This is a genomic window from Amycolatopsis sp. NPDC059027 (assembly GCF_042739735.1).
Classification (GTDB): domain Bacteria; phylum Actinomycetota; class Actinomycetes; order Mycobacteriales; family Pseudonocardiaceae; genus Amycolatopsis.
Genome location: NZ_JBHYIK010000021.1, coordinates 66,426 through 87,270, shown reverse-complemented (window position 1 = coordinate 87,270; position 20,845 = coordinate 66,426). Strand labels below are relative to the sequence as shown.

General features: G+C 66.9%; 25 protein-coding genes. 12 read left to right on the top strand and 13 right to left on the bottom strand.

The genetic code is table 11. The features are described from left to right. The first annotated feature begins 45 nt into the window (after window positions 1–45). Complete coding sequence (locus ACFWY9_RS16895; protein ID WP_378339216.1) at window positions 46–498, top strand: SRPBCC family protein; 453 nt, start codon at window positions 46–48, stop codon at window positions 496–498. 156 nt (window positions 499–654) lie between these two features. Continuing rightward, complete coding sequence (locus ACFWY9_RS16890; RefSeq protein WP_378339215.1) at window positions 655–1,413, top strand: polysaccharide deacetylase family protein; 759 nt, start codon at window positions 655–657, stop codon at window positions 1,411–1,413. 9 nt (window positions 1,414–1,422) lie between these two features. On the opposite strand, the gene ACFWY9_RS16885 is transcribed toward ACFWY9_RS16890, so the two are convergent. Beyond that, window positions 1,423–3,456, bottom strand: coding sequence for a CHAT domain-containing protein (locus tag ACFWY9_RS16885; RefSeq protein ID WP_378339214.1), 2,034 nt, complete (start codon window positions 3,454–3,456; stop codon window positions 1,423–1,425). A gap of 18 nt (window positions 3,457–3,474) precedes the next feature. Between ACFWY9_RS16885 and ACFWY9_RS16880 the strand changes: the two genes are divergently transcribed. Then, complete coding sequence (locus tag ACFWY9_RS16880) at window positions 3,475–3,714, top strand: hypothetical protein (protein ID WP_378339213.1); 240 nt, start codon at window positions 3,475–3,477, stop codon at window positions 3,712–3,714. A 353-nt stretch (window positions 3,715–4,067) separates the two neighbouring features. Here the strand turns inward: ACFWY9_RS16880 and ACFWY9_RS16875 are convergent, their stop codons facing one another. The 5 genes from ACFWY9_RS16875 to ACFWY9_RS16855 form a co-directional block, all read right to left on the bottom strand. Beyond that, window positions 4,068–4,547 carry a carboxypeptidase regulatory-like domain-containing protein gene (locus tag ACFWY9_RS16875; protein ID WP_378327415.1) on the bottom strand — a complete coding sequence of 160 codons (480 nt, stop codon included), beginning with the start codon at window positions 4,545–4,547 and terminating at the stop codon, window positions 4,068–4,070. Continuing rightward, window positions 4,544–5,149 (bottom strand): RNA polymerase sigma factor, encoded by a 606-nt coding sequence (locus ACFWY9_RS16870; RefSeq protein WP_378327416.1) that lies wholly within the window; start codon window positions 5,147–5,149, stop codon window positions 4,544–4,546. The genes ACFWY9_RS16875 and ACFWY9_RS16870 overlap by 4 nt, the downstream gene beginning before the upstream one ends. 316 nt (window positions 5,150–5,465) lie before the next feature. Continuing rightward, entirely contained in the window at window positions 5,466–5,606 is a 141-nt protein-coding gene (locus ACFWY9_RS16865) for a hypothetical protein (protein WP_378327417.1), read from the bottom strand. Window positions 5,607–5,718: 112 nt separating this feature from the next. Further along, on the bottom strand, window positions 5,719–6,456 hold the full coding sequence (locus ACFWY9_RS16860; RefSeq protein ID WP_378339212.1) for an SGNH/GDSL hydrolase family protein: 738 nt from the start codon (window positions 6,454–6,456) through the stop codon (window positions 5,719–5,721). Window positions 6,457–6,536: 80 nt separating this feature from the next. After that, the gene (locus ACFWY9_RS16855) at window positions 6,537–7,025 is read right to left on the bottom strand and encodes a GbsR/MarR family transcriptional regulator (RefSeq protein WP_378327419.1); all 489 of its coding nucleotides are present in this window, start codon (window positions 7,023–7,025) and stop codon (window positions 6,537–6,539) included. Between the two features lie 93 nt (window positions 7,026–7,118). Between ACFWY9_RS16855 and ACFWY9_RS16850 the strand changes: the two genes are divergently transcribed. The 3 genes from ACFWY9_RS16850 (at window position 7,119) to ACFWY9_RS16840 (ending at window position 11,111) form a co-directional block, all read left to right on the top strand. Next, window positions 7,119–8,015 (top strand): ATP-binding cassette domain-containing protein, encoded by an 897-nt coding sequence (locus tag ACFWY9_RS16850; protein ID WP_378327420.1) that lies wholly within the window; start codon window positions 7,119–7,121, stop codon window positions 8,013–8,015. Continuing rightward, entirely contained in the window at window positions 8,012–9,652 is a 1,641-nt protein-coding gene (locus ACFWY9_RS16845; RefSeq protein WP_378327421.1) for an ABC transporter permease, read from the top strand. The genes ACFWY9_RS16850 and ACFWY9_RS16845 overlap by 4 nt, the downstream gene beginning before the upstream one ends. 244 nt (window positions 9,653–9,896) lie before the next feature. Beyond that, on the top strand, window positions 9,897–11,111 hold the full coding sequence (locus ACFWY9_RS16840) for a DUF222 domain-containing protein (protein WP_378339211.1): 1,215 nt from the start codon (window positions 9,897–9,899) through the stop codon (window positions 11,109–11,111). Window positions 11,112–11,906: 795 nt separating this feature from the next. Here the strand turns inward: ACFWY9_RS16840 and ACFWY9_RS16835 are convergent. Continuing rightward, window positions 11,907–12,464: a TetR/AcrR family transcriptional regulator gene (locus tag ACFWY9_RS16835; protein WP_378339210.1), complete on the bottom strand. Its 558-nt coding sequence runs from the start codon at window positions 12,462–12,464 to the stop codon at window positions 11,907–11,909. A gap of 102 nt (window positions 12,465–12,566) precedes the next feature. On the opposite strand from ACFWY9_RS16835, the gene ACFWY9_RS16830 reads away from it, so the two are divergent. Next, a complete protein-coding gene (locus ACFWY9_RS16830; RefSeq protein WP_378339209.1) occupies window positions 12,567–13,412 on the top strand; it encodes a nuclear transport factor 2 family protein in 846 nt (281 codons plus the stop codon). Here ACFWY9_RS16830 and ACFWY9_RS16825 read toward each other — a convergent pair. From ACFWY9_RS16825 to ACFWY9_RS16815, 3 genes are all read right to left on the bottom strand, one after another. Next, entirely contained in the window at window positions 13,378–14,163 is a 786-nt protein-coding gene (locus ACFWY9_RS16825; RefSeq protein ID WP_378339231.1) for a metal-dependent hydrolase, read from the bottom strand. The two genes, ACFWY9_RS16830 and ACFWY9_RS16825, sit on opposite strands and share 35 nt — an antisense overlap. A gap of 58 nt (window positions 14,164–14,221) precedes the next feature. After that, complete coding sequence (locus ACFWY9_RS16820; RefSeq protein ID WP_378327425.1) at window positions 14,222–14,575, bottom strand: STAS domain-containing protein; 354 nt, start codon at window positions 14,573–14,575, stop codon at window positions 14,222–14,224. Between the two features lie 190 nt (window positions 14,576–14,765). Then, window positions 14,766–15,074 carry a WhiB family transcriptional regulator gene (locus ACFWY9_RS16815; protein ID WP_378327426.1) on the bottom strand — a complete coding sequence of 103 codons (309 nt, stop codon included), beginning with the start codon at window positions 15,072–15,074 and terminating at the stop codon, window positions 14,766–14,768. A 160-nt stretch (window positions 15,075–15,234) separates the two neighbouring features. Here ACFWY9_RS16815 and ACFWY9_RS16810 point away from each other — a divergent pair, with 160 nt between their 5' ends. The 3 genes from ACFWY9_RS16810 (at window position 15,235) to ACFWY9_RS16800 (ending at window position 16,915) form a co-directional block, all read left to right on the top strand. Next, a complete protein-coding gene (locus tag ACFWY9_RS16810; RefSeq protein ID WP_378327427.1) occupies window positions 15,235–15,654 on the top strand; it encodes an ATP-binding protein in 420 nt (139 codons plus the stop codon). Beyond that, window positions 15,651–16,424 (top strand): SigB/SigF/SigG family RNA polymerase sigma factor, encoded by a 774-nt coding sequence (locus ACFWY9_RS16805; protein WP_378327428.1) that lies wholly within the window; start codon window positions 15,651–15,653, stop codon window positions 16,422–16,424. Before ACFWY9_RS16810 ends, ACFWY9_RS16805 begins: the two co-directional genes overlap by 4 nt. 65 nt (window positions 16,425–16,489) lie before the next feature. After that, window positions 16,490–16,915 (top strand): ATP-binding protein, encoded by a 426-nt coding sequence (locus ACFWY9_RS16800; protein ID WP_378339208.1) that lies wholly within the window; start codon window positions 16,490–16,492, stop codon window positions 16,913–16,915. Here the strand turns inward: ACFWY9_RS16800 and ACFWY9_RS16795 are convergent. Further along, complete coding sequence (locus ACFWY9_RS16795; RefSeq protein ID WP_378339207.1) at window positions 16,903–17,421, bottom strand: MarR family winged helix-turn-helix transcriptional regulator; 519 nt, start codon at window positions 17,419–17,421, stop codon at window positions 16,903–16,905. The two genes, ACFWY9_RS16800 and ACFWY9_RS16795, sit on opposite strands and share 13 nt — an antisense overlap. Window positions 17,422–17,522: 101 nt before the next feature. Here ACFWY9_RS16795 and ACFWY9_RS16790 point away from each other — a divergent pair, with 101 nt between their 5' ends. After that, the gene (locus tag ACFWY9_RS16790) at window positions 17,523–18,158 is read left to right on the top strand and encodes a nitroreductase family protein (protein ID WP_378339206.1); all 636 of its coding nucleotides are present in this window, start codon (window positions 17,523–17,525) and stop codon (window positions 18,156–18,158) included. 84 nt (window positions 18,159–18,242) lie between these two features. Here the strand turns inward: ACFWY9_RS16790 and ACFWY9_RS16785 are convergent, their stop codons facing one another. Further along, a complete protein-coding gene (locus tag ACFWY9_RS16785; RefSeq protein ID WP_378339205.1) occupies window positions 18,243–18,887 on the bottom strand; it encodes an alpha/beta fold hydrolase in 645 nt (214 codons plus the stop codon). Between the two features lie 55 nt (window positions 18,888–18,942). Next, entirely contained in the window at window positions 18,943–19,617 is a 675-nt protein-coding gene (locus ACFWY9_RS16780; protein WP_378327433.1) for an HNH endonuclease family protein, read from the bottom strand. A 170-nt stretch (window positions 19,618–19,787) separates the two neighbouring features. Between ACFWY9_RS16780 and ACFWY9_RS16775 the strand changes: the two genes are divergently transcribed. Next, window positions 19,788–20,840 carry a tetratricopeptide repeat protein gene (locus ACFWY9_RS16775; RefSeq protein WP_378327434.1) on the top strand — a complete coding sequence of 351 codons (1,053 nt, stop codon included), beginning with the start codon at window positions 19,788–19,790 and terminating at the stop codon, window positions 20,838–20,840. Window positions 20,841–20,845: the final 5 nt, after the last annotated feature.

Sequence of the window (20,845 nt, the reverse complement as noted above, 5' to 3'; positions counted from 1 at the left end):
GATCCCGTGTTGTGATGTCCGCGAAACCCACCACGGGAGGTCACCATGGCAGCTCGGACGTTTTCCTTCGAGGTCAACCGGACGAGCACCGCTCCGCCGTCCACTCTGTTCAAGCTGGAAACCGACGGCTCCCTGTGGTCGCAATGGGCGCGGCCGCTGGTCCCCCAATCACGCTGGGCTCGTCGTGGCGATCCCGAGCCGGACGGGGTCGGCGCAGTGCGGGAACTCGGCTTGTGGCCGGTGCTGGTCCGGGAAGAAACACTCGAGTACGAACCCGACCGCCGGCACGTCTACACCTTCGCCGGCATGGCGCCGGTCAAGGACTACCGCGCCGAGGTCTTCTTCACCCCGAGCGGAGACGGCGGCACGCACCTACGTTGGACGGGCTCGTTCACCGAGCCGCTCCCGGGCACTGGCCCGGCGCTGCTGACCGCGGTGCGCGGCGTGATCCGGTTGCTTTCCGCCCAACTGGTCAAGGCAGCCGAAAACCGGCACTGAGCTGGGTGCCACCCGACACATTCACTAACCAACTGCAACGTTTGCCCCCTCGCGGGCGTCCTCCTTCCGGGGATACGGATCGCAGATCCGGGAGCTATACCGGAAGATTGGGGACAGACAGTGAGATTTGCGGCGCGCTTGGGGGCGCACTGGCGAGTGGCGGCTGCTGTGGCCACCGTCGTGCTGACTCTGACCGCTTGCTCGACCCCATCGCCGGCTCCGGCGCCCGAACCGCAGCCGAGCGAGCACAACCAAGCTCCCGCCGCCGCACCCGCTCCCGCCTTCACCGCGCCCTACCCGTTCGGCACCGTTCAGCAGAAGGCTCCCCCGGTGGCGAACGGCGCCGTCCCGGTGGTTCGCCGCATCACCACCGACAAGCCCTACGTGTTCATCACCATGGATGACGGTGCGGTCAAGGATCCCGACGCGCAACGGCTCATCCAGAGTTCGGGCACCCACCCGGTGCTGTTCCTGAACCAGAAGTACGTCAAGGGGCATGAGGCGTACTTCAAGGGCATCCTCGACGCCTCGGGCGCGACTCTGGGCGATCACACGGTCGACCACCCGAACCTGCGGGGTAAGCCGTTCGAGTTCCAGCGCAAGGAGATCTGCGACAACGCCGACGACTTCCAGAAGGGCCTCGGCGTTCGGCCGTCACTGTTCCGGCCGCCGTTCGGAAACTACGACGACAACACGTTGCGTGCGGCCGCGACCTGCGGCATGCGCGCCGCGGTCCTGTGGTCGGCGTCGGTCAACGACGGACACGTCCAGTTCCAGGCGGGCACCAACCTCAAGCCCGGCGACATCGTGCTGATGCACTTCCGCAAAACGTTCAAAGAGGACTACAACGCCTTCCTCGAACAGGCCAAAAAGGACGGTCTCACACCCGTCCCGCTCGCCGACTTCCTCGGCTGAGCTCCTCGCTCAGCCCGCGCCGAGGCACAGGAACGGACGGCGCAGCGGGTCCACCGCCGTGGCCTCGGCGAGCGCCAGGGCGGGTGAGGTTCCGGAGGCCAGCCGCCGGTGCAGGTCGGCCATCGCGTCCGCGGCCGCCCGGTCACCGACCCTCGCGACCGCGCCGATCACCGTACGGCTGCCACTGGCCAGGAGCGTCCCCGCGAACCCCAGCGCCTCCTCACCGGGCCGGATATGGCTCATCGCAAGTTCACAAGCGGCCAGCACGACACGCTCCGGCGGGCGCGCCAACCGGGTCGTCTCGTGGGCGAAGAGCGGGCCGTCGACGAGCTCGAGCCTGGAGAACAACGCGTTCGCCGGCTCGTGCGCGCCGTGCGCGACCAGATGGGCCATCCCCGTTCCCTCGAGCGCGGCGAGCACGGTCTCACTGGTCGCGTTCGCGCCGTCCACCAATCGCGCGGCCGGATAGACGTCCCGGAGCTTGCGCACCTCACCCACCGAACCCGGCACGCCGGGACCGCCGGCCAGCAGCACCGGCCCCTGGGTCGACCGCTTGCTCGCACTCACCCACGCCGTGGCCGAGGGCGCGATCGTGACGGGATGCCCGCGCAGCGACGGCAAGGCGCCCCACGGCAGCGCGTACAGCTGGCCGATCGGGACGATCACGAGCTCACGATCACCCAGGGTCTTCGCGAGCGACGCGGAAATCAAGCCGTCCAGCTTGTCCGCGCGACGCCGTGCAGACGCCGCGACGGTCTCCGCCAACGGTGTGGGCAGGTGATCGGGCGCCAGCGCGTCCAGGTCGGCGTGCAACTGCTTCGCCGTCTCGATGATCTCGGCAAGCGGCCCGAGCTTCAGCAGGCGGAAGGTGCCGCGGTCGACGACCAGCGAATACAGCTGGCCGTTGTAGCCGACGAGACTGACCAGCACTCGCTCGCCCAGCTGCTCGACCACTTCGTCCGGCGTGCACACCGGACGAGGTTTGCCCCACTGGCTCGTGTACCAGCCGAGCCTGCTCGCTTCCTGCTGCAACGTCGCGTACCGCTGTTCGAGGGCCTTGACCGGCTCGCCCTCCAACCGGTTGCGCTGGATCGTGCGCTGCACATGCCGCATCTCGGTGATGTGTTTGGCCAGCACCGGGTCCTCGATCACCGGCAGCGGCTCGTAGCGGTAGACCTGGGCCCGCGTGCGTTCCAACCAGGCGAACATCCGCTTGGCTCCCGGAGCGTTGCGACGCGCCCGTCGCAACACGAGCTGCAGGGCGAGCTTGCCCAGCTCCTGACCGTGCACGGCGGTACCGCAGACCAGGTCGAGTCCGCCCATTCGGTCCCTGATCGCCCCCAGCTCACGCAGCCCGGCACGAGCCTGTGCGAGTGCCGAGCGAGGGCGTTCGGTCGCCACCGCCAGCTCGGCGCGGCACAACCGCAGCAGCATCCGGTGGTCGATCGGCGTGGTCTCCCGCGGCTTCGGGACCTGCGCCAGCAGCCGCTCGGCGACGTCGACCTGGTTACGCCTCAAGTAGAGCCGGACAGCGAGCAACCTCGCAGCTGCCGCCTCGTCGCGCATGCCCAGCTCGTTCAGCCGCTCCGCGAGCCCGGCGAACTCGGCTGGTAGCCGCGTCCCTGGCTTCGACCGTTCCGACGCCAGAATCTCCGAAGCGTCCGCGCGCAGCCGGGTCAGCGCGGCGATCTCGGCCCACCGCGCGTTGCCACGGCGCAGAAACCTCCGACGCGCAGCTGACGCGAACTTCCGGGCCAGCGAGTAGTCGTGCTCCAGAATCGCCGCGGCCGCCCTGGCGACCTCGGCCTCAGCGACCTGCTGGATCGAACCCGCGCTACGCAACTGAGGCAGTGCTTCGTCGAGGTGACGGGCAGCCTCTTCGCTCAACCCAGCAGTCAGCAGTGCCCGAGCCTGATCGAGTCGGATGAACGGAAGTGAACCCGGCCCGGCCGCGGCGAAGATCCGCGCCGCCTGCTCGTAGTGATGCAGAGCCTGTGGCACGTCGCCTGCCAGCTGCGCGGAGTCGCCCAACCCCTGTCTCACCTTGGCTTCCAACAGAGTATGACGGTTTTCGACGGCAAGCTTGAGCGCACGTCGGAGGTCGGCGAAAGCGGCCTCGGGATTGTTCATCTGGACGTGGACCATGGACCTGTTGAGCAGATTGCGCGTCAGCAGAAACCCATTGTCGTCGACTTCGGCTTCCAGCGAGGGGAAGATCGCTGCGAAAAGAGCAAGCGACTCTTCCCACCGTCCGGCGCGCATGAGGACGAGCGCACGCTGCAGCTTCACCGTCAGTCGTAAGACACTGCGCGGTTGTCCCGGCGGCAACCGCGACCGCACCTGCTCGGCTGTCTCAAGATGAGCTAGCCCGGCCTCGGTCGAAATGACCTCGGCATCGGCAGACGCCAGGCTGATCAGGATCCGAGCCTGGAGCTCGAGGTGCTCAGGACCAGCCCGGTCGACTCGCACCAACTGGGACAATGCCTTGTTCAGGAGCCGTGCCGCTGGTCCAGGACGCATGTCGGAGGCGACCGCCATCGCGCGACGATGGAGATCAGCCGCTGCTACGACGGCCTTTTCGGCGGAAAGAAGCGACACTGACACGCGCCCAATGGGAGCACACCCCAACCAGAGGCGTAACGCCCGTCCGGGTTTTAGAGAACTACCGTCGGCGTTACGACCGTTCGGCGGCATGACACGTCGCCCAAATGCACCAGGATCTGTGTCGTGCCTTGTGGTACGTCTTCCAGGACGAACCGGCCACCCTCGTCCGCGGTCGTCGACGTGGTTCCGTGTTCGGCGACTCTGACCTCGACCGCGTATTGCCCGGCCGGCACCAGCCACCCGTCGATTCGGTGTCGCTTGCCGATCTTGGTGAGATTGATCATCACGGTCAGATCACTGACGGTGAACGTGATCGTCCCGGTACCGCTGCCGCGCACTCCGGCATGGGCATCCATCCGCTCCCAGCGGGCAACCTCGACATCGAGATCTTCCAGGGCGAGCGCGAACTGGACCCGCTGCACCAGATCGTCCGGTGGCGGGTCCAGTTCATCCAGGAAACGGTCGATGTCGGCGAGCAACATCTCGTCATCCGGAAAGGCCTTCCCCTCCGCCGCACCGATGTCGTTCATCGGCTTCCCCCTTCACTGGCGAGCAGATCGCGCATCGAGTCGAGGCAACGTCCCCTGGTCGGTCCAACACTGCCGCGTGGCATTCGCATCGCCTCCGCGACCAGCTGGTACTCGGCTCGCCCGGCCAGCACTGTCAGCCGGAGCAGCTCCTGGCAACGGTGCGGCAACCGGACGAAGGCGCGCCAAACCCGCCGATCGCGGTCGGCTCGAACAGCTTCGTCCTCGGGTGCCGGCTGAGTACTGGGCATGGATTCGGCCAGCTCGTCGCTCAGCGGCACGGGCTGAGCACGGCGGCCGTACGGATGGGTCGCCTCGCGCCGGGTCGTGGTGATCAGCCACGCCGCCAGCGCCCTGGGGTCGCGCAGCTTGTCCAACTGGCTGAACAGCGCGAGCCACACCGTCTGGACGACATCTTCGGCAACTACCCGGTCCAGCCCGTTCGCCCGGGCAACGTGCCAAACGAGCGGGGTCAGCTCTTCGACCAGCTTGTTCATCGCCTGGCGGTCCCCAGCGCGCGCCGCGTGCATACACGCCGCGTGCAGCTCAGCGCCGGTCAAACCTTCCCATGGCGGGTCTACTTCTGCTGTTCGCACGTCCGTCACCGTAGCTGCCCCACTTCGGAAGTGTCTTCGGGTCGGCGCTGGCCGTATGTCGTGTCCTTCTGGGGGAAGGAGCGTGCTGCTGGCTCTGGGATACATCGATCGCTTACTTATCCGTCTTTCGGCCCAACGCCGGTTGCTGCGAGGCACCGACCGGCGCGGGTGGTGTGGTCCCGCGCCGGTCGATACTTCCTCCTCGGATCCACTCCCCCGCAGATCCCGCCGGGCGTCCCCTCCCCCGAAGGCACGCCCGGCCAGGCGTGTCCGGCAGCCCCCTCGGCTACCGGACGACGCCGGTCTTGTTCAGTTCAGTGGTACCTCAGTTGCTCGGCGGCGTGTGCGGGTCGTACGTGCCGTTGGTCTGCGATCCGCCCCCGCCTCCGCCGGTCTTCGGGTCGGTCGAGACGGGCGGCACGGTCACCGGGACCGGGTTCTCTTCGGAGTTCTTGTCGGTGGGCATTGGGCCCCTCCTTCCCTCACGCCCATTAGGACGCAACGAAGGGCCCGCTAGATACACGCAGCGGAGACTTTTTTGAAGAAAACCCGAAATCTGCGTCAGGTGGGTGACACGGTCAGCCTCGTACCGCCCAGTCCGTCACCCCAAGAACACGCGCTGTCACCGCCCCGAGGTGCTCAGCCCACCGACGATAACCAGTCGGACCGGGGTGAAACCGGTCGTCGGCGAAAGCCGCGGCCTCGAGAAGATCCGGCGACATCGGCGCGTACTCGACCGCAGGCAAAACGGCCAGCTCGGCGGCAGCGGCATCCAGGGCGCCGGAGCGTCTGGCGAGGACACTCCGCAACGGCCTGGGCAGTACGGGAAAGCTCCCCATCGGCGGTACACCGGCCAGCACAATCGGAATGGCCCCCAGCCTCCGCCGAAGCGAGACAACCACTTCCAGCAGATCTCGCCGGTAGCGAGCAGCCGAGTGCAGCTCGATCGTGTCGTTGACCCCAAGCGCGACCACTACCACGTCGGCCGGCTGGACCAACGGCACCAGCTCGTCCCGGACGACGCGGGCGTTCGCGCCCGTCCTGCCCACCGCCTGCCACGCCACGGGACGGCCACCGTCTGCGAGCACGCGAGCAAGCTGCCCCGTCAACGCTTCTTCGTGATTGCCTGCGCCCACACCATCGACGGTCGATTCCCCGACAACGGCGAGCCTGATCGGAACACCCGAACCTGGTACGAACCCACGAGCCGGTCCCGCCGCCCCAGGAAGCCGAGGCGTCGAACGTCGAACCCGGACAGCCTGCGCGACCAGTACCGGTGCGAGCGCGACCGTGGAAAGAATTCGGACAGCGGACATGATCCGACTTTAGACACCCGACCGCGAACGAGCCGGTGACCTGGGCCTCTCCCTGCCACCAGTCCGCGCGTCCGTGTCGGCTAGCTCGGCCCGGCACCTCGCTCGCGGTGCCAGCGGTCGAACATCTCGGTGAGCTCTCTGGTGATGAACGTCAGGAAATCGCGCATCTCGACCAGGCGTTTCCCTGCCGGCGTGTCCGCACCGAGCGCGTCGATCCCCTCCTCCGCGGCGTCCCGCCACATCAGGATCAACCGGTCTCGTTTGAGGAACGTGGCGTACCAGAGGTCGTCGTAGAGGCGATAGTGGTCGCGGCGCTCGCCCGGCTCCCGTTCTTTCCCCACGAGACCGACCTGCTCCAGATAACGGACCGCGCCCGAGATGGCGGCCGGGCTCACGGACAATCGCTCAGCGAGGTCGGCCGCGGTCAGCCTGCCCTCGTCAGTCGTCATCAGGGCAGCGAAGACCCGAGCAGGCATGCGCTGCATACCGATCTGCGCGAGCGTCAAACCCATCTTCTCGACGTAGCGGCGGACGGCGTCCTCGTCTCGCTTGGTGTCAGGCGTCGTCATCGCCCCATCCTCTCTTACCCTCCCCCGCAGATCACCTGATCTAGACATTTTCTTAACTTCACAACTTCATGAATTGAGTGTAGCTTCTGGACCATGGGAAACGCCATATCGATCTCCGGCCTGCACAAGTCGTTCGGCCGGACGAAGGCCCTCGACGGTCTCGATCTGCAGGTACCCGCCGGGGAGGTGCACGGCTTCCTCGGTCCGAACGGTGCCGGGAAGTCGACCACTGTCCGGGTCCTGCTCGGCCTGCTCCACGCAGACTCCGGCGACGTCCGGCTGCTTGACGGCGACCCGTGGAAGGACGCCGCCGCACTGCACCGGCGACTCGCCTACGTCCCTGGAGACGTCAACCTCTGGCCCAACCTCTCCGGGGGCGAGGTCATCGATCTCCTGGGTCGCCTCCGCGGCGGCCTCGACCAGAAACGCCGCGAAGAACTCATTGAACGCTTCGACCTGGATCCCAAGAAGAAGGGGCGCACCTATTCGAAGGGCAACCGGCAGAAGGTCGCGATCGTGGCCGCCCTGGCGTCACGAGTCGACCTGCTGATTCTCGACGAGCCGACCTCAGGCCTCGATCCGCTGATGGAGGCCACCTTCCAATACGCGATCCAGGAGGAGCGCGAGCAAGGACGCACGGTCCTGCTGTCCAGTCACATCCTGGCCGAGGTCGAGGCGCTTTGCGACAAGGTGAGCATCATCCGCAATGGCCGCACCGTCGAGTCCGGCACACTCGCCGACCTCCGGCATCTGACCCGTACGTCCATCACCGCGGAACTCGCCGGGCCACCGAACGGGCTGGCGAACCTGGAGAACGTGCACGACCTCAAGGTCGAAGGCAACCGGGTCCGTTTCGACGTGGAGACCCGCTCTCTCGATGACGCGCTCCGGCACCTCACGCAGGTCGGCGTACGCAGTCTCGTGAGCCAGCCGCCCACGCTCGAAGAGTTGTTCCTGCGTCACTACACGGCGGAAACGAGCGCGAAATGACCGCCACGTTGGATCGCCCCGCCCACTCGGATGCCGTACCAGCCCACGCACTGGCCGGTACCTGGCAGCTCACACGCCTCGCACTGCGACGAGATCGCATCGTCCTGCCGATCTGGATCGTTCTGCTGAGCATCGTGCCTGCCAGCACTGTCAGTACCTACGAGCAGTTCTATCCGACTGCGGCATCGCGAGCCGCTTTGTCAGCGAGCGCCAGCACCAATCCATCGTTCGCCCTCCTCTATGGACCGGCTTTCGACCTGTCCACCGCAGGTGGGTTCATCACCTGGCGCATGGCAGGTTTTCTGTCCGTGCTCATCGGGCTCATGGCCGTTTTCACGGTCACCCGCCACACCCGCGCGGAGGAAGACAGCGGCCGGGCGGAACTCCTCGCGTCAGCTGTCGTCGGCCGCTATGCGGCACTCACGGCGGCGGCTCTCGTTTCGGGTGGCGCGAGCATCTTGATCGGGTTTGTCCAGGCCATCAGCATGGCAGGTGCGAAGCTCCCGGCAGGCGGCTCCATCGCGTTCGGTGCCGCGACCGCGTTAGCGGGTCTGGTGTTCACAGCTGTGACTTCGATTGCCGTCCAACTGGCGGAGTACTCACGGACGGCGAACGGCATCGGCACGGCCTCGGTGGGCATCGCGTTTCTGCTGCGCGCCGCAGGCGATTCGACCACGGACGCCCGCTGGCTGTCCTGGCTATCTCCGATCGGCTGGGCACAGCAATTGCGCCCGTTCGCCGGCGAACGTTGGTGGGTACTGACGTTGCCTATCGCCACCACCTTGCTGGCGGGCACGCTGGGATATCTTCTGTTGCCCCGGCGCGACTTGGGGGTTGGGATACTTCCGCCACGCCCCGGGCCGGCGACAGCAGCAGCCTCCCTGCGCACACCTCTGGCTCTCGCCTGGCGACTGCAGCGAGGGCCGTTGTTCGGCTGGGCAATCGGTACGGCCGTCGGCGGTGCTGTCTTCGGCTCGATCGCCAGCGGAATTGGTGACCTTGTCGGCCAAACCGAACAGACTCGCGCGATCTTCGAACGGTTAGGCGGCTCCTCGGCTCTCGTAAACGCATTCCTCGCTGCTATGGCCGGTATTTTCGGGATGATCGTGTCGCTGTATGGGGTGCAGGCAGCTCTCAGGATGCGGAGCGAGGAGATCTTGAACCGAGTGGAACCACTCCTCGCCACAAAGGTCAGCAGATTACGTTGGGCTGCAAGCCATCTGATCTTCGCATTCTTGGGAACCGCGTCGCTGCTCCTCGTTGCCGGCCTGATGCTCGGTCTGTCGAACGGCTTCCGCAGTGGGGACGTCGGCGGGTCGGTCAGCGACATGATGCTCGCGGTTCTCGTGCAGATTCCCGCCACGTGGGTCATCGCCGCACTGACGGTGTCGATCTTCGGACTGCTTCCGAAGTTCTCCACCGCCGCATGGGCTGTCGGCGGCATAGCACTGCTGATCAGCCTGCTGGGGCCGGTCGTGAACCTGCCACAGGTGCTGCTTGACATCTCTCCCTTCCAGCATCCGCCGAAACTGCCCGGTCAGGCCTTCACCGTCGCGCCGCTGTTGTGGCTGCTGGTGATAGCTGTGGTCGCGCTCGGCGCCGGACTTACGGGCTGGCGCCGCCGCGACGTCGGCTGACAGAAAGGTTGCCGCCGGAGAGGCACCCTGCCCTGCGGACGCGTCTCCGGCAACGACCTTGCCTCACCTTCAGAAGTAGCAGCTTTTCACCGATGACTACAAACTTGACAAATCGCGAGCGGAAGAAATTGGTCACCCTGTTCGCCGACATCCCCAGCTCAGCGCACATGGTCTTGACTTTTTCGCGCCACCTCACCCGATCGTGTAATCGCTCCCAGGGTTGGGACCGCCGTACGTTCGGGGCGTGTCCATTACCTCTTCCCTCTCCTTGAGCGAGCTCAGCAACGACGAGCTCGCAGCTGCGCTGACCGCCTCCGAATCCACTATGTCACGCGAGTACGCGAACAATCTTGCCCTGGTTCGCGAAGCGGACAATCGAAAACTGGCCGCCGCCAAGGGCTATCGAAGTACCACCGCGCTGCTGACGACGGTCGCCCGCGTTTCGGTGGATGAAGCCAGAACACGTGTACGTCTTGCCAGAAGACCACAGGAAACGGTGGAGAATGCCCTTGCGCAGGGCCGAATATCGGCGGCTCATGTCCGGGCGATCCACTACGTCCTGTCGAAAGCGCCGGCGACGATCGCCGACAGCGATCTGGCCGAAGCCGTATCAACCTTGGTAGAACTGGCGGAACAGTCGACGCCGACGATCGTCCGCAAAGCCGGGCATGACCTGGCTGGCTATTGGTCCGTCGACAGCCAACCCGCGGAAGATACCGAGACCGAACTCGCACGTCCGCGTCGAGCGTTTTGTTCACATCGGTTGCTGGACGGCCGCATGAAATTCAACGGCATGTTTGACCGCGAGACCGCCGCACGCCTCGAACTGCTCTTCCAGCAACTGGCCGAGCCAAAGCCACGAGATGAATTCGGACGCGCCGACGAACGCAGCCAGTCCGAACGGGAGGGTGATGCCATCGCTGAGGCTCTCGCACTCGCGGTACGCGTCACCGAGTCGGACCAGGCACGGAGCGAACACACCGTGGCGGTGACCATCCCGTTGGCGGAGCTGGAAAAGCGAGCCGGCGCGGCATTCACCTACGGCGTCGGACACACCACCGCCGCTCAGCTTCGTCGGATTTGCTGCGGTGACGTAAAAGTCGTACCCGCGGTGTTGGGGTCTGACGCCGAGGTACTCGATCTCGGCCGGAGCACACGGCTGGTTACGACAGCTCAGCGTGCGGCCTTAGCCTTACGTGACAAGGGATGTACCCGACCGGGATGCCGTCGCCCGGCGAAGTGGTGTCGCCCCCATTTCATCCTCCATTGGATGGACGGTGGCTCCACCGACTTGGTCAACCTCGCGCTCGTATGCGAGGAACACGAACGCGAACTGCACCACACGGACTGGGAGGTCCGCTTGGTCAATGGCCGCGTCGCGTTCATTCCGCCGCGCTGGCTGGATCCGAAACAGCAGCCTCTCTACAACACTGCACATGAAGTCCAAGTCGCAGCGTGAGCTTCCGAGGACCACGTCAGCGCGAATGAACCTTGTGATCTGCTTCGACGACTAGCTGCGCCTGCGGACCGACAGCACCGCACGCGGGTCCGCCAGGGTGGAGTGCCACAGGCATGACTTCAAGTGCTTGAGGTTTGTCGGTGCCGAATGTCACTGTGACGCGAACCTGCTGCATGGGAAGCCCCGGCACGTCCGCGAATCCGTGGCGGCCGCCGGTCGGCTCCACCTGAGCCGAGCAGACGCTGGCAGGGTCGTTTCCTCCGCAGCTCGGGTGAACCGGCCCGGTCGACTGTGTCAGTTCGACCTGCCTCGTGACGCATTGTCCCTGCCAACAGGTTTCGACGATAGCTCGTGTGATCCCAGGTGCCGCGCCTGCCGAGATGTCCAAGCTGATTCCGGCCGGCGCCCCTATATCCGGACACATCGGTGCATCACCCGAACCGGCTGGGTGACCACAGCCGACAGCGACTGCCACGACAAAGACTGGCCCCACAAGCTTCCGCATACCGAGCAGACGGACCTGGAGTACACGCAGGTTGCATCCAGCGAACTCAGGGGTCGACCATCGCCAAGCGACTGGACGACTTCGTCCGACCCGGGCGCCCGGTGCAGCCGTCGTCGGGCTGTCAACGAGCGGGGAGCACGGTCAGCTCGACGATCCGAGTGGTTGTCCTCGGCGGAAGCCTAGCCTGATGGGTCACCGTCATCGATCCCTGCGAGGCATGAGACAAGCCAACCGCCGAATTGCCGAGCGGCATTTGACTCGCCAGCCATCCAAGATCGGCCGGGATCCACTCAGGCTTCGACTGCGGTGGTCCGCAGACCGTCGATGACGACGTGCAGCAGATGTCGGCTGTCCGGCGAATAGCGCTCCACCGCAAGGCATCCGACGATGAGTGCCCGCAGATCGTCACCGTCGATGTCCGTACGCACAGCTCCGACTGTCTGCGCTCGCTCGAGCAGGGCGTCGAGGGCGGCACGGAAGTCGTCGCCGGCCTCAGCCTTGAAGCCGAGCCCGCTCGACTCGGCCAATGCCTCGCAGATGGCGCGGTTCACCGACGCCTGGCGAATGACACGCTGGAAGTAGTCGAAGAACGCCTCGCCTGGATCATCTGCGGCCAGCAGGGCCCTGGCCTCCTGTGCGAACTGGTCGATGCGCTCCAGGACAACAGCCTGGAAGAGGGCTTCCTTGCTGGGGAAATGCCGGTACACCGTGCCCGCCCCTACGCCCGCGAGACGTGCGATCTCGTCGAGCGGAACAGCGAGGCCCTCCGCGCCGAACGCCTCTTCCGCGGCCGCCAGAACGCGAGCACGGTTACGTCGCGCGTCGGCACGCAGAACAGCTTTTTCCATCGAGGCCTCCTGGTCTCGTTGACAACCGGAACGGGCGTTCCGTATCGTCGGAAGCGGGTGCACCGTTCCGATTCAACACTCTGTCTCCCTGGAGAATTTCCGATGACCCGAACCGTGTCCGAAATCGCTCAGCTTGTCCGTCAGGGCATGGAATCGATCGATGCTTCCCCGATGGCCGAGCTGTTCGCGGAAGATGCCGTCTACGAGTTCCCGTTCAGCTCGGGCGGCATGCCACAGCGATTCGAAGGACGAGACGCCATCATGACAACTCTGGCCGCCGGTGGTGTCCGCGCCCGTCAGCTGGGCCTGGAAAAAGTGCAGGTCGCCACACACCTCACCGACTCGGGCTTCGTCGTCGAGCTCATCGCCGAGGGACGTTCCGTGGATGATGGGACGCCGTATCGCTTCCCGTCGTCGGTCGGCGTCCTGACGGTGGCGGACGGCCAAATCACCCACTATCGCGATTATCCGAACTATGCCGGAGCGGCAGAGGTGATGGGGGCTGGGGCGAAGCCACGGAGCGATGCTCATCAGGTGTTCGACAAATTCCTCACCGCTTCTGTGGAGAACCGCTGGGACGACGTGGCGGATCTCTACGCGGAGGACGTCGTGATCGAGCTGCCCTTCACCATCCCCGGAGTACCGCGGGTGACGCAGGGCCGTGAAGAGCTGCGCGCCAGGTTCAAAGCCGTAGGCGAGGCACGCCGCCTGATCAAGGCCGAGCACGTAGTGGTGCACGAGACCGTCGATCCCGCGGTCATCGTCGCAGAATTCGATCTGCACAACGAAGTCCTGTCGGACGGTTCGACGTTCACTTCGTCTTACGTGATGGTTCTGACCGCCCGCGACGGCCGCATCGTGCGTTCCAGGGACTACACCGACACCGCTGCGGCGATCGAACGGACCGCTGCGTTCAGGGCGTCGCTGTCTGGGTCGTCGGCGGACTGAACAGCCGCTGCAAGGTGCCGGTCGCCTGATCCCACACCCCAGGTACCAACAGCACCGCGAGGACCACGAACACCGGGAAGATCAGTCGTTTCTCGACCTTCTTGCCGGTCCGGAAACGCAACGGGCGTGGCGGCCGGATCTCGTACCAGGTCTCCCCTGCGATCGGAAGCGGGAAGAGGAACGGGCAGCCTGACTCCGTGAGCGCGTCTCCCAGGCAATGGGTGATGCACCCTGCCGCCACCGCAAAACCCAGCCAGCCCGAGATCTCCTGCAGTTGTGCGGCGTGGTCGGGCGGGGCGGTCCAGACCCACCAGGCGACGGCCGCCCCGCTCACCGGCAGCAACCAGTCTCCGAGCGCACCTTCCGCGAGCAGCAGCCCCAGGACCACCACTCCGAAGACCGCCCATGGCCCGCCGGCGGAGGTTCCCGCCGCGGTCGCCGCCCCCAGCCCGGCCGCGAAGAGAACCGTGTGCGAAAGGTGGCGGTGCTTTCCCGTCACGTTCTCGTCGCGCGGCCCCTTCGTCAGGGCGTACGTCGCGGCCGAGACCCGGCGAAGCAACCACGAGATCAGTCCCGTAAGCCATCCCAGCAGACGTGATGCCCTCGCTCCGGGATGGTCGAGGTCGGGCAGCAGGGCGAAACCGGCTGTGGTGGCACCGAAAACCACGGCTTGGTGCAGTGAGCCGGCACCTACGGTGGGCGCAAGCGCCAGCCCTGCGCACCACCCGGTCAGGGCATGCGTGCGCCCCATCATCGTGCTGCCCCCAGGAATCCCGCGTGCCGATCGGTCGCCAGACCGTATCGGGGGATCAGGCGGGCGGTTCCTCCGACACGCTCAGATGGTCGGCGACACCGGTGAGTTCGATCACGCGGCTGACAGCGGGACTCGGCACGACTTCCAGCGCGACGTCCTGCTCACCAGCTTGGCGTTGTGCGTGCAGCACCACGTTCAGCGCGGACGAATCGAAGAAGGTCACCCCGGTCAGATCGGCCACCACGCGTCGCGAGCGCTTCTCCGCGATCAGTCCCGCCAACGCCTCCTGCAGTTGCGGGCTGGTCAGCAGATCGAGTTCGCCGGTGACCACCACCCGAGGCTCGGACGCTCCGGTGTCCAGGGTGATACCGAACCCGGGCGGGGTGGCGTTCTGCTCGGCTGCGGGCATGCAGTTTCTCCTCGTCAGGCGCCGATACTGCGCCGGTACGCGCCTGTGGTCTCAAGCGGCAACCGTGTCACGGTCCCAGACAACTGGAGACCCAACCCTAACCCAGAAGGCGACTGCCCCGACGAGGCCCGCCATACTTTTCGGGCACAACGGCGCCACGGCGATCGGTTGAACGGTTGTTCAGCGGTCGTCAGCGAGCACTCAAAGCCTTCCGCTTTGCCCTGCGTTCACGCAGGAAGAGTTCCCGCCGCTCGATCTCGCCGAGCCCGCCCCAGATCCCGTATGGCTCCTGCACGGCCATCGCGTGCTCCCGGCACTGCGCCAGCACAGGGCACGTGTGACAAATCGCCTTGGCACGTGATTCCCGCCGTTCGCGTGCCGATCCGCGCTCGTTGTCGGTATGAAAGAAGAGGCTGCTGTCCGCCCCCCGGCAGGAACCGCGCAGCTGCCACTCCCACTCTTCCGCGACCACGTTGGGCAGCCGGCTCACGTCAGCCATGTCGTCCCCGCCTTTCCCAGGATCAACTCCTCGACCGGTACATGCCCGCCGGTGCTCCGAATCAAACGCGGGTTTGGTTTGCTCAGAGCACGGGCATTCGGTGTCCGGGGCATCCCCGGACACCTGCTGCCGCCAGCGCGAGCCGGAGAGAGGAAGACACGTGGAGGACGACTACGCCCCGCTCGACCACGAAAACGCCCAGGTCATCGAGGTGCGTACGGCTGCTATCCCGCACGTCGTCCCCACACTGCGGACCGTTGTGGCCGATATCGCGATGCGCCAGGACTTCGACCTCGACGCGGTTGAGGACCTCCGGATGGCCGTCGACGAGGCCTGTTCGCTCCTGCTGCCCGCCGCCAACGACGGACGGCTGACCTGTGTGTTCTCCTGGTCCGACGGGCGCATCGAAGTGACTGTTTCGGTGTTGTCGGAATCACCCGAACAGGGTGAGGAGAACGGGCTGTCCTGGCAGCTGCTCACCGCGCTCGCGACCTCGGCGCACCGGTCTGTCACGCCTGCCGAAGGCGGATATCGCTCCAGCGTCCGGCTGGTCCGGGAGAGTGCGGCGGCCCGCCCGTGACGGATCCGGTCGGGGAGAACGAACTCGACGTCACGCCACTGTTCGCCAAACTGGCCGAGTTGCCGGCGGAGGATCCGGAGCGCGAGGCGATCCGTGACCGCCTGGTCCGTGCCCACCTCGAGCTCGCGCGGAACCTCGCCCGCAAGTTCCGCAACCGCGACGAGGCGATGGACGACCTCGTCCAGATCGCGACGATCGGCCTGATCCACGCCGTGGATCGCTTCGATCCGGCCCAGGGCACCGACTTCCTGGCGTTCGCGGTACCGACGATTTCCGGTGAGCTTCGTCACCACTTCCGCGACAACAGCTGGTCGGTCCGCGTCCCCCGGCGGCTGAAAGAGCTGAGCGCGAGCATCTCCGCCGCCCGGGAGGAACTCACGATCCAGCTGTCGCGAGCGCCGCGCCCCAGTGAGATAGCCACGCACCTCGGCGTGTCGATGGAAGACGTCTACGAAGGCCTGCGAGCCGGCCAGGGCCGGTACGGCGCCTCCCTGGACAACCTGCTGGAAAACTCGGCCCACACCCGCTTCGGCGCCCCTGACGCCAACCTCGGCCAAGCGGAGCTCAGGGAGGCGTTACGCCCCCTGCTGGACGGCCTGGCCGAGCGGGAGCGCAAAATCGTCGCACTGCGCTTCGGGTCGGGAATGAGCCAATCGGATATCGCCCGCCGTGTCGGGGTGTCTCAGATGCAGGTTTCCCGGCTGCTGGCGGCCACACTGAAGAAGCTCCGCTCACGGCTGAACGAAACGGATATCACTGACGACATCTGATTGAACGCCGCTCGCGATGGGTACTTGCCGGGCGAGCACGAGACCCGCTGGGAGGTGTGGGAACGATGACGACGTCTCGGCTGCCCGCCGCCGGGCCCGTCTCGACCGCTGTCGTGTCGCTCCGCCTCCCGGCGGATGTGACCGCTCCGGCCATCGCCCGGCACGCTGTCCGGGACGTGCTGACGGGCCTGGGTGTGCACGGCCAATCGATGGATGACGTGCTGCTCGCGACGTCCGAGCTGGTGACCAACGCCTTCGAACACGGCGAGCACCCGGATCGGCTTGAGCTGCAGTGCACCGGTGAGCGGCTGACGCTGCGGGTGTTCGACTCCGGCAGCGAGGTGCCAAGGCTCAAGGAGCCGTCCCCGAAGGTGGCACGCAGCCGAGGACTCCAGCTGGTCCACGCCCTCGCCGAAGACTGGGGATATGAGCGGCGTCCCGGCGGGAAGATCGTCTGGGCCGTCTTCCTGCTTCCGCTTCACGGTCCTTGACGACCGGAAGCCCGCGCCACCCGAAGCAGGGCTTTCGCCTGCTCGGTATCTTCGATCCTCTCGCGGAACGACTTGCGCTCCAGCGCGTCGACGATCGCGGTGATCATCTCCCCCAGTGAAAAAGGCAGTTCGGCTTCGAGCTGCGCGGTTGCTTCGCTGGTCGCCGCCCATTCGGCGTCCAGGATCGGCACCAGGTCCCTGGCCTTGCCGGTGAGCGACACGATGCGCTGGCGGGCGTCGGCCCCGGAAGCGAGCGTGACCAGCCCGGCGCGGTTCATCTGCGCCACTGTCTGACTCGCCGCGGAGTGGGTGACACCTGTTTCGCGAGCCAGGTCGCGGATGGACAGGGCGCCGTGTGCGGCCAACGCACGCACGACGGGGCTGTATCGCGGTCGGTAGTCGGTCAGCCCGAGGTCGACGAGAAACCTCGCGACGTCGCCGTCGAGCAGCTCGAGCACGTGCCGTAGCCGCGTTCCCAGGCCCATCGAACTCGGGGGTTCGCCCATTCCCACGATCCTAGATCCGTGGTCCTGGCCTGCCATGGACCGCGACCGCGCTTCGCTGTCCGCATGTCGGACAGCGACCCGGTGATCGGCATGATGACGTCATGACCCCTGAGGAGCTTCTGACGACCACCCGCACCGTGCGCAAGCGGCTCGACCTCGAGCGCCCGGTCCCGCCCGAGCTGATCGAACAGGCGCTGACCGCCGCGCTCCAGGCGCCGGCGGGCGGCAACATCCAACGCTGGCACTGGCTGGTCGTGACCGACGCGGCTCAGCGAGCCGCGCTGGGCGAGTTGTACCGGCGAGGCTTCGAGAAGTACCGATCGTCCAAGCAGTTCGCCGGCAAGCAGTACGCGGACGACCCCGAACGTTCGAAGGTGCAGCAGCGCGTCAGCGACAGCGCCGAGTACCTCGCGGAGCGGATGGGCGAGGTCCCGGTGCTACTGGTCCCCTGTATCGAGGCGAGCGAGGGCGAACTGCCGGCGGGGAACCAGGCGCCGCTGTGGGCGTCTCTGCTGCCAGCGGTGTGGAGCTACATGCTCGCCGCGCGCTCGCTCGGCCTCGGTACGGCGTGGACCACGCTGCACCTGACCTACGAGAAGGAGGCCGCGGAAATCCTCGATCTCCCATCGAACGTCCACCAGGCCGCGCTCATCCCGACCGCGTTCTACACCGGCGACTCCTTCAAGCCCGCCGCGAGGGAGCCGCTGTCGAAGTCACTGCACCTGGATCGCTGGTAACGCGAGTGCGAGGGGCATGGGGCGTTCGCGATTCGGCACCGAGCATCAGCCGCCGAACGCCCCCGCCGTCCGTCCAGGTGGCGATCAACCCGCGAGGTAGCTCTCCAACCGGTCCACGAGCTCTTTCGGGCGGCTGAGCAGCACCATGTGGGAGCCGTCGATCTCGTCGGGTTCGACGCCGAGCCGTTCACGGGTGACGCGACGCAGGAACTCCGGCGGGAAGAACCGGTCGTCCCGGCACAACAGCGCCTTGGCCGGGACATCGGGCAGCGCCTCGAGCGGCCATGGCTCGTTCCCCTCGGCGCTGACCTGCGAGCGACCGTGGGCCAGGCACTCGGCGACGAGCGGCTCGGGCACATCGCCGAAGTAGGTCTCGGCCTGGCTCAGACCTTCGGGTCCCACGAACCCCGTGTTGCCCCACCAGTCGCCCGGCTTCTCCCCGGGCGCCGGAACCATCCCGGCGACGAACACGAGCAATCGCGCGGACACCTTCGAACACACCAGTGGCGCGGTGATCCCGCCGTAGGAATGGCCGACGACCACCGGATCGACACGGTCGCCGAGTGCCGCCAGCACGGCGTTCGTGAAATCGATCAGCCCGGCCGACCGGTCTTCGATCGGCAGATCCGGCGCCACGACGTCATGTCCTCGGCGACGCAGCTCCGCCGCGACCAGATGCCAGTCCCAGCCACTGCTGCCGCCACCGTGAATCAGCACGAACGTCGCCATGGCGATCCGCTCCTTCCCCAGGTCCGCAGCCCACCTTGCCGCACCGCGAGACCGGTCAGCAACGGCGCAGCATGTCCTCGAGCGCCGTCTTCTCGCCGGTCGTGACGGTCAAGCCGTAGTAGCGCTTCACCACGATCCAGTCCGTCGCGTAGGTGCACCAGAAGGACACCAGCGGCGGTTTCCACTGGTCCGGGGCCTTGTCGCTCTTCTCCCGGTTGACGCTGTTGGTGACCGCGAACAGCTGCGGCCTGGTCAGGTCGTTCGCGAACTGCTCCCGCTTCTCGTTCGTCCACGACTTCGCGCCGCTGACCCAGGCCTGGCCCAGCGGAACCATGTGGTCGATGTCGAGGTCGCCGGGTTTGGTCCAGGTCTCGCCGTCGTAGACGCTGGTCCAGGTGCCCGCGGTCGGGTTGCAGTCGGCACCGGCCTTGACGTCCTTGCCCGCCCGCTTGAGTACCAGCTCGCGGGTGTTGCAGCTGTTGCCCTGGCTGTCCCAGTGCGGGAACTTCTTCCGGTCGTAGCCGTCCATCGTGCCGCGCTGCGCCACGGTGAGTTCGGCCAGCTGCTTCCGCGCATCACCTGCGCTGGCCGGCGGGGGCGCCGACGACGAGGTTTCGGCCCCGACACCGCGGCCTGCCACCCAGAACGCCACGAGTGCGGCCACCAGCACCGCGGCGACCAGCAGGATCCGCTGGGTCATCGACGGCTTCCAGGTCCGAGACGCCACCATCGGGTCCTTTCACTCACGGTCCGCGACCAGCGAGTATGCCGCCGCGATTCCCGGAAACCGCGCCGACACGACGAGTTGGCGCGAACGTGACCGAGACCACCGAGCGCTCCGGTGTCACGTCCGGCTCCGAATCCCCGACTACCGAGCAGGTCCCGGAGGGAGCGATGCCGATGCCCGATCGGCCCCGGAAGTGGAACAAGCGTTTCGACACCTACCTGCACCGCAAAGCCGCGGAGCGGGGCAACGTGCTGGCCATGGCCGGCTTGGCCGCGATGCTGCGGGAGCAGGGTGAGCTCGCCGAGGCGGAAGCCTGGTACCGCAAAGCGGCGGCGGGCGGCGACCGCGTCTCGATGACCGCGCTCGCCCGCCTGCTTGCCGAGCGTGGAGCCCACGACGAGGCCGAGCGCTGGTACCACGAGTCCGCGGTCGCCGGCGATCCGCACGGAATGCTGCACCTGGGGCGCGCCCACGAGCGACGTCACGAGTTCGAGTCGGCCGAACGCTGGTGGCGCTCGGCCGCCGACGCCGGCGACGTCGACGCCATGGCCGCGCTGGGGCACCTCCTCATCACGCGCGGCCGCCCCACGGAGGCGGATGAGTGGTGCCGGCAGGCAGCCGAAGCCGGCAACACCGGCGCGATGCTGGACCTGGGTGTCCTCCTGCGCGAACAAGGCCGGGCTGCGCAGGCCACCCGCTGGTGGCACCGCGCGCTGGAGGGCGGGGAACTGGCGGCGACGTGCCTGCTCGGCCACCAGGCGGAACGAGTCGGGCGGCCGCAGGAGGCCGAGGACTGGTACCGGCGCGGCGCCGACGGCCGCAACCTGCAGGCGATGGTCCGGCTGGGCTTGTTGCTGCACCGGCGTGGTGATCTCGGGGAAGCCGAGGTCTGGTACCTCGAGGCCGCCGAACAGGGCGACGCGGTGGCGTTCACGAACCTGGGCGTCCTCGCCCGTCATCGCGGCGACGATCAGCAGGCCGCCGCCTGGTACCGGCAGGCGGCCGAGCACGGCAGCGTGCCCGCGCTGACTCACCTGGGATATCTCGCCGAGGCGGGCGGCGATGCCGCGCGGGCCGAAAAGTGGTTCCAGTCGGCGGCCGAATCCGGCGACGTCCAGGGCATGCTCGGCCTGGCCCGCCTGCTGGAGGCACGCGGCGCCGACGCTGCGGCGAGGGCCTGGCTGACCAGGGCGGACAACGCGCGGACGGACAGTGACCGCCGTTGATCGGC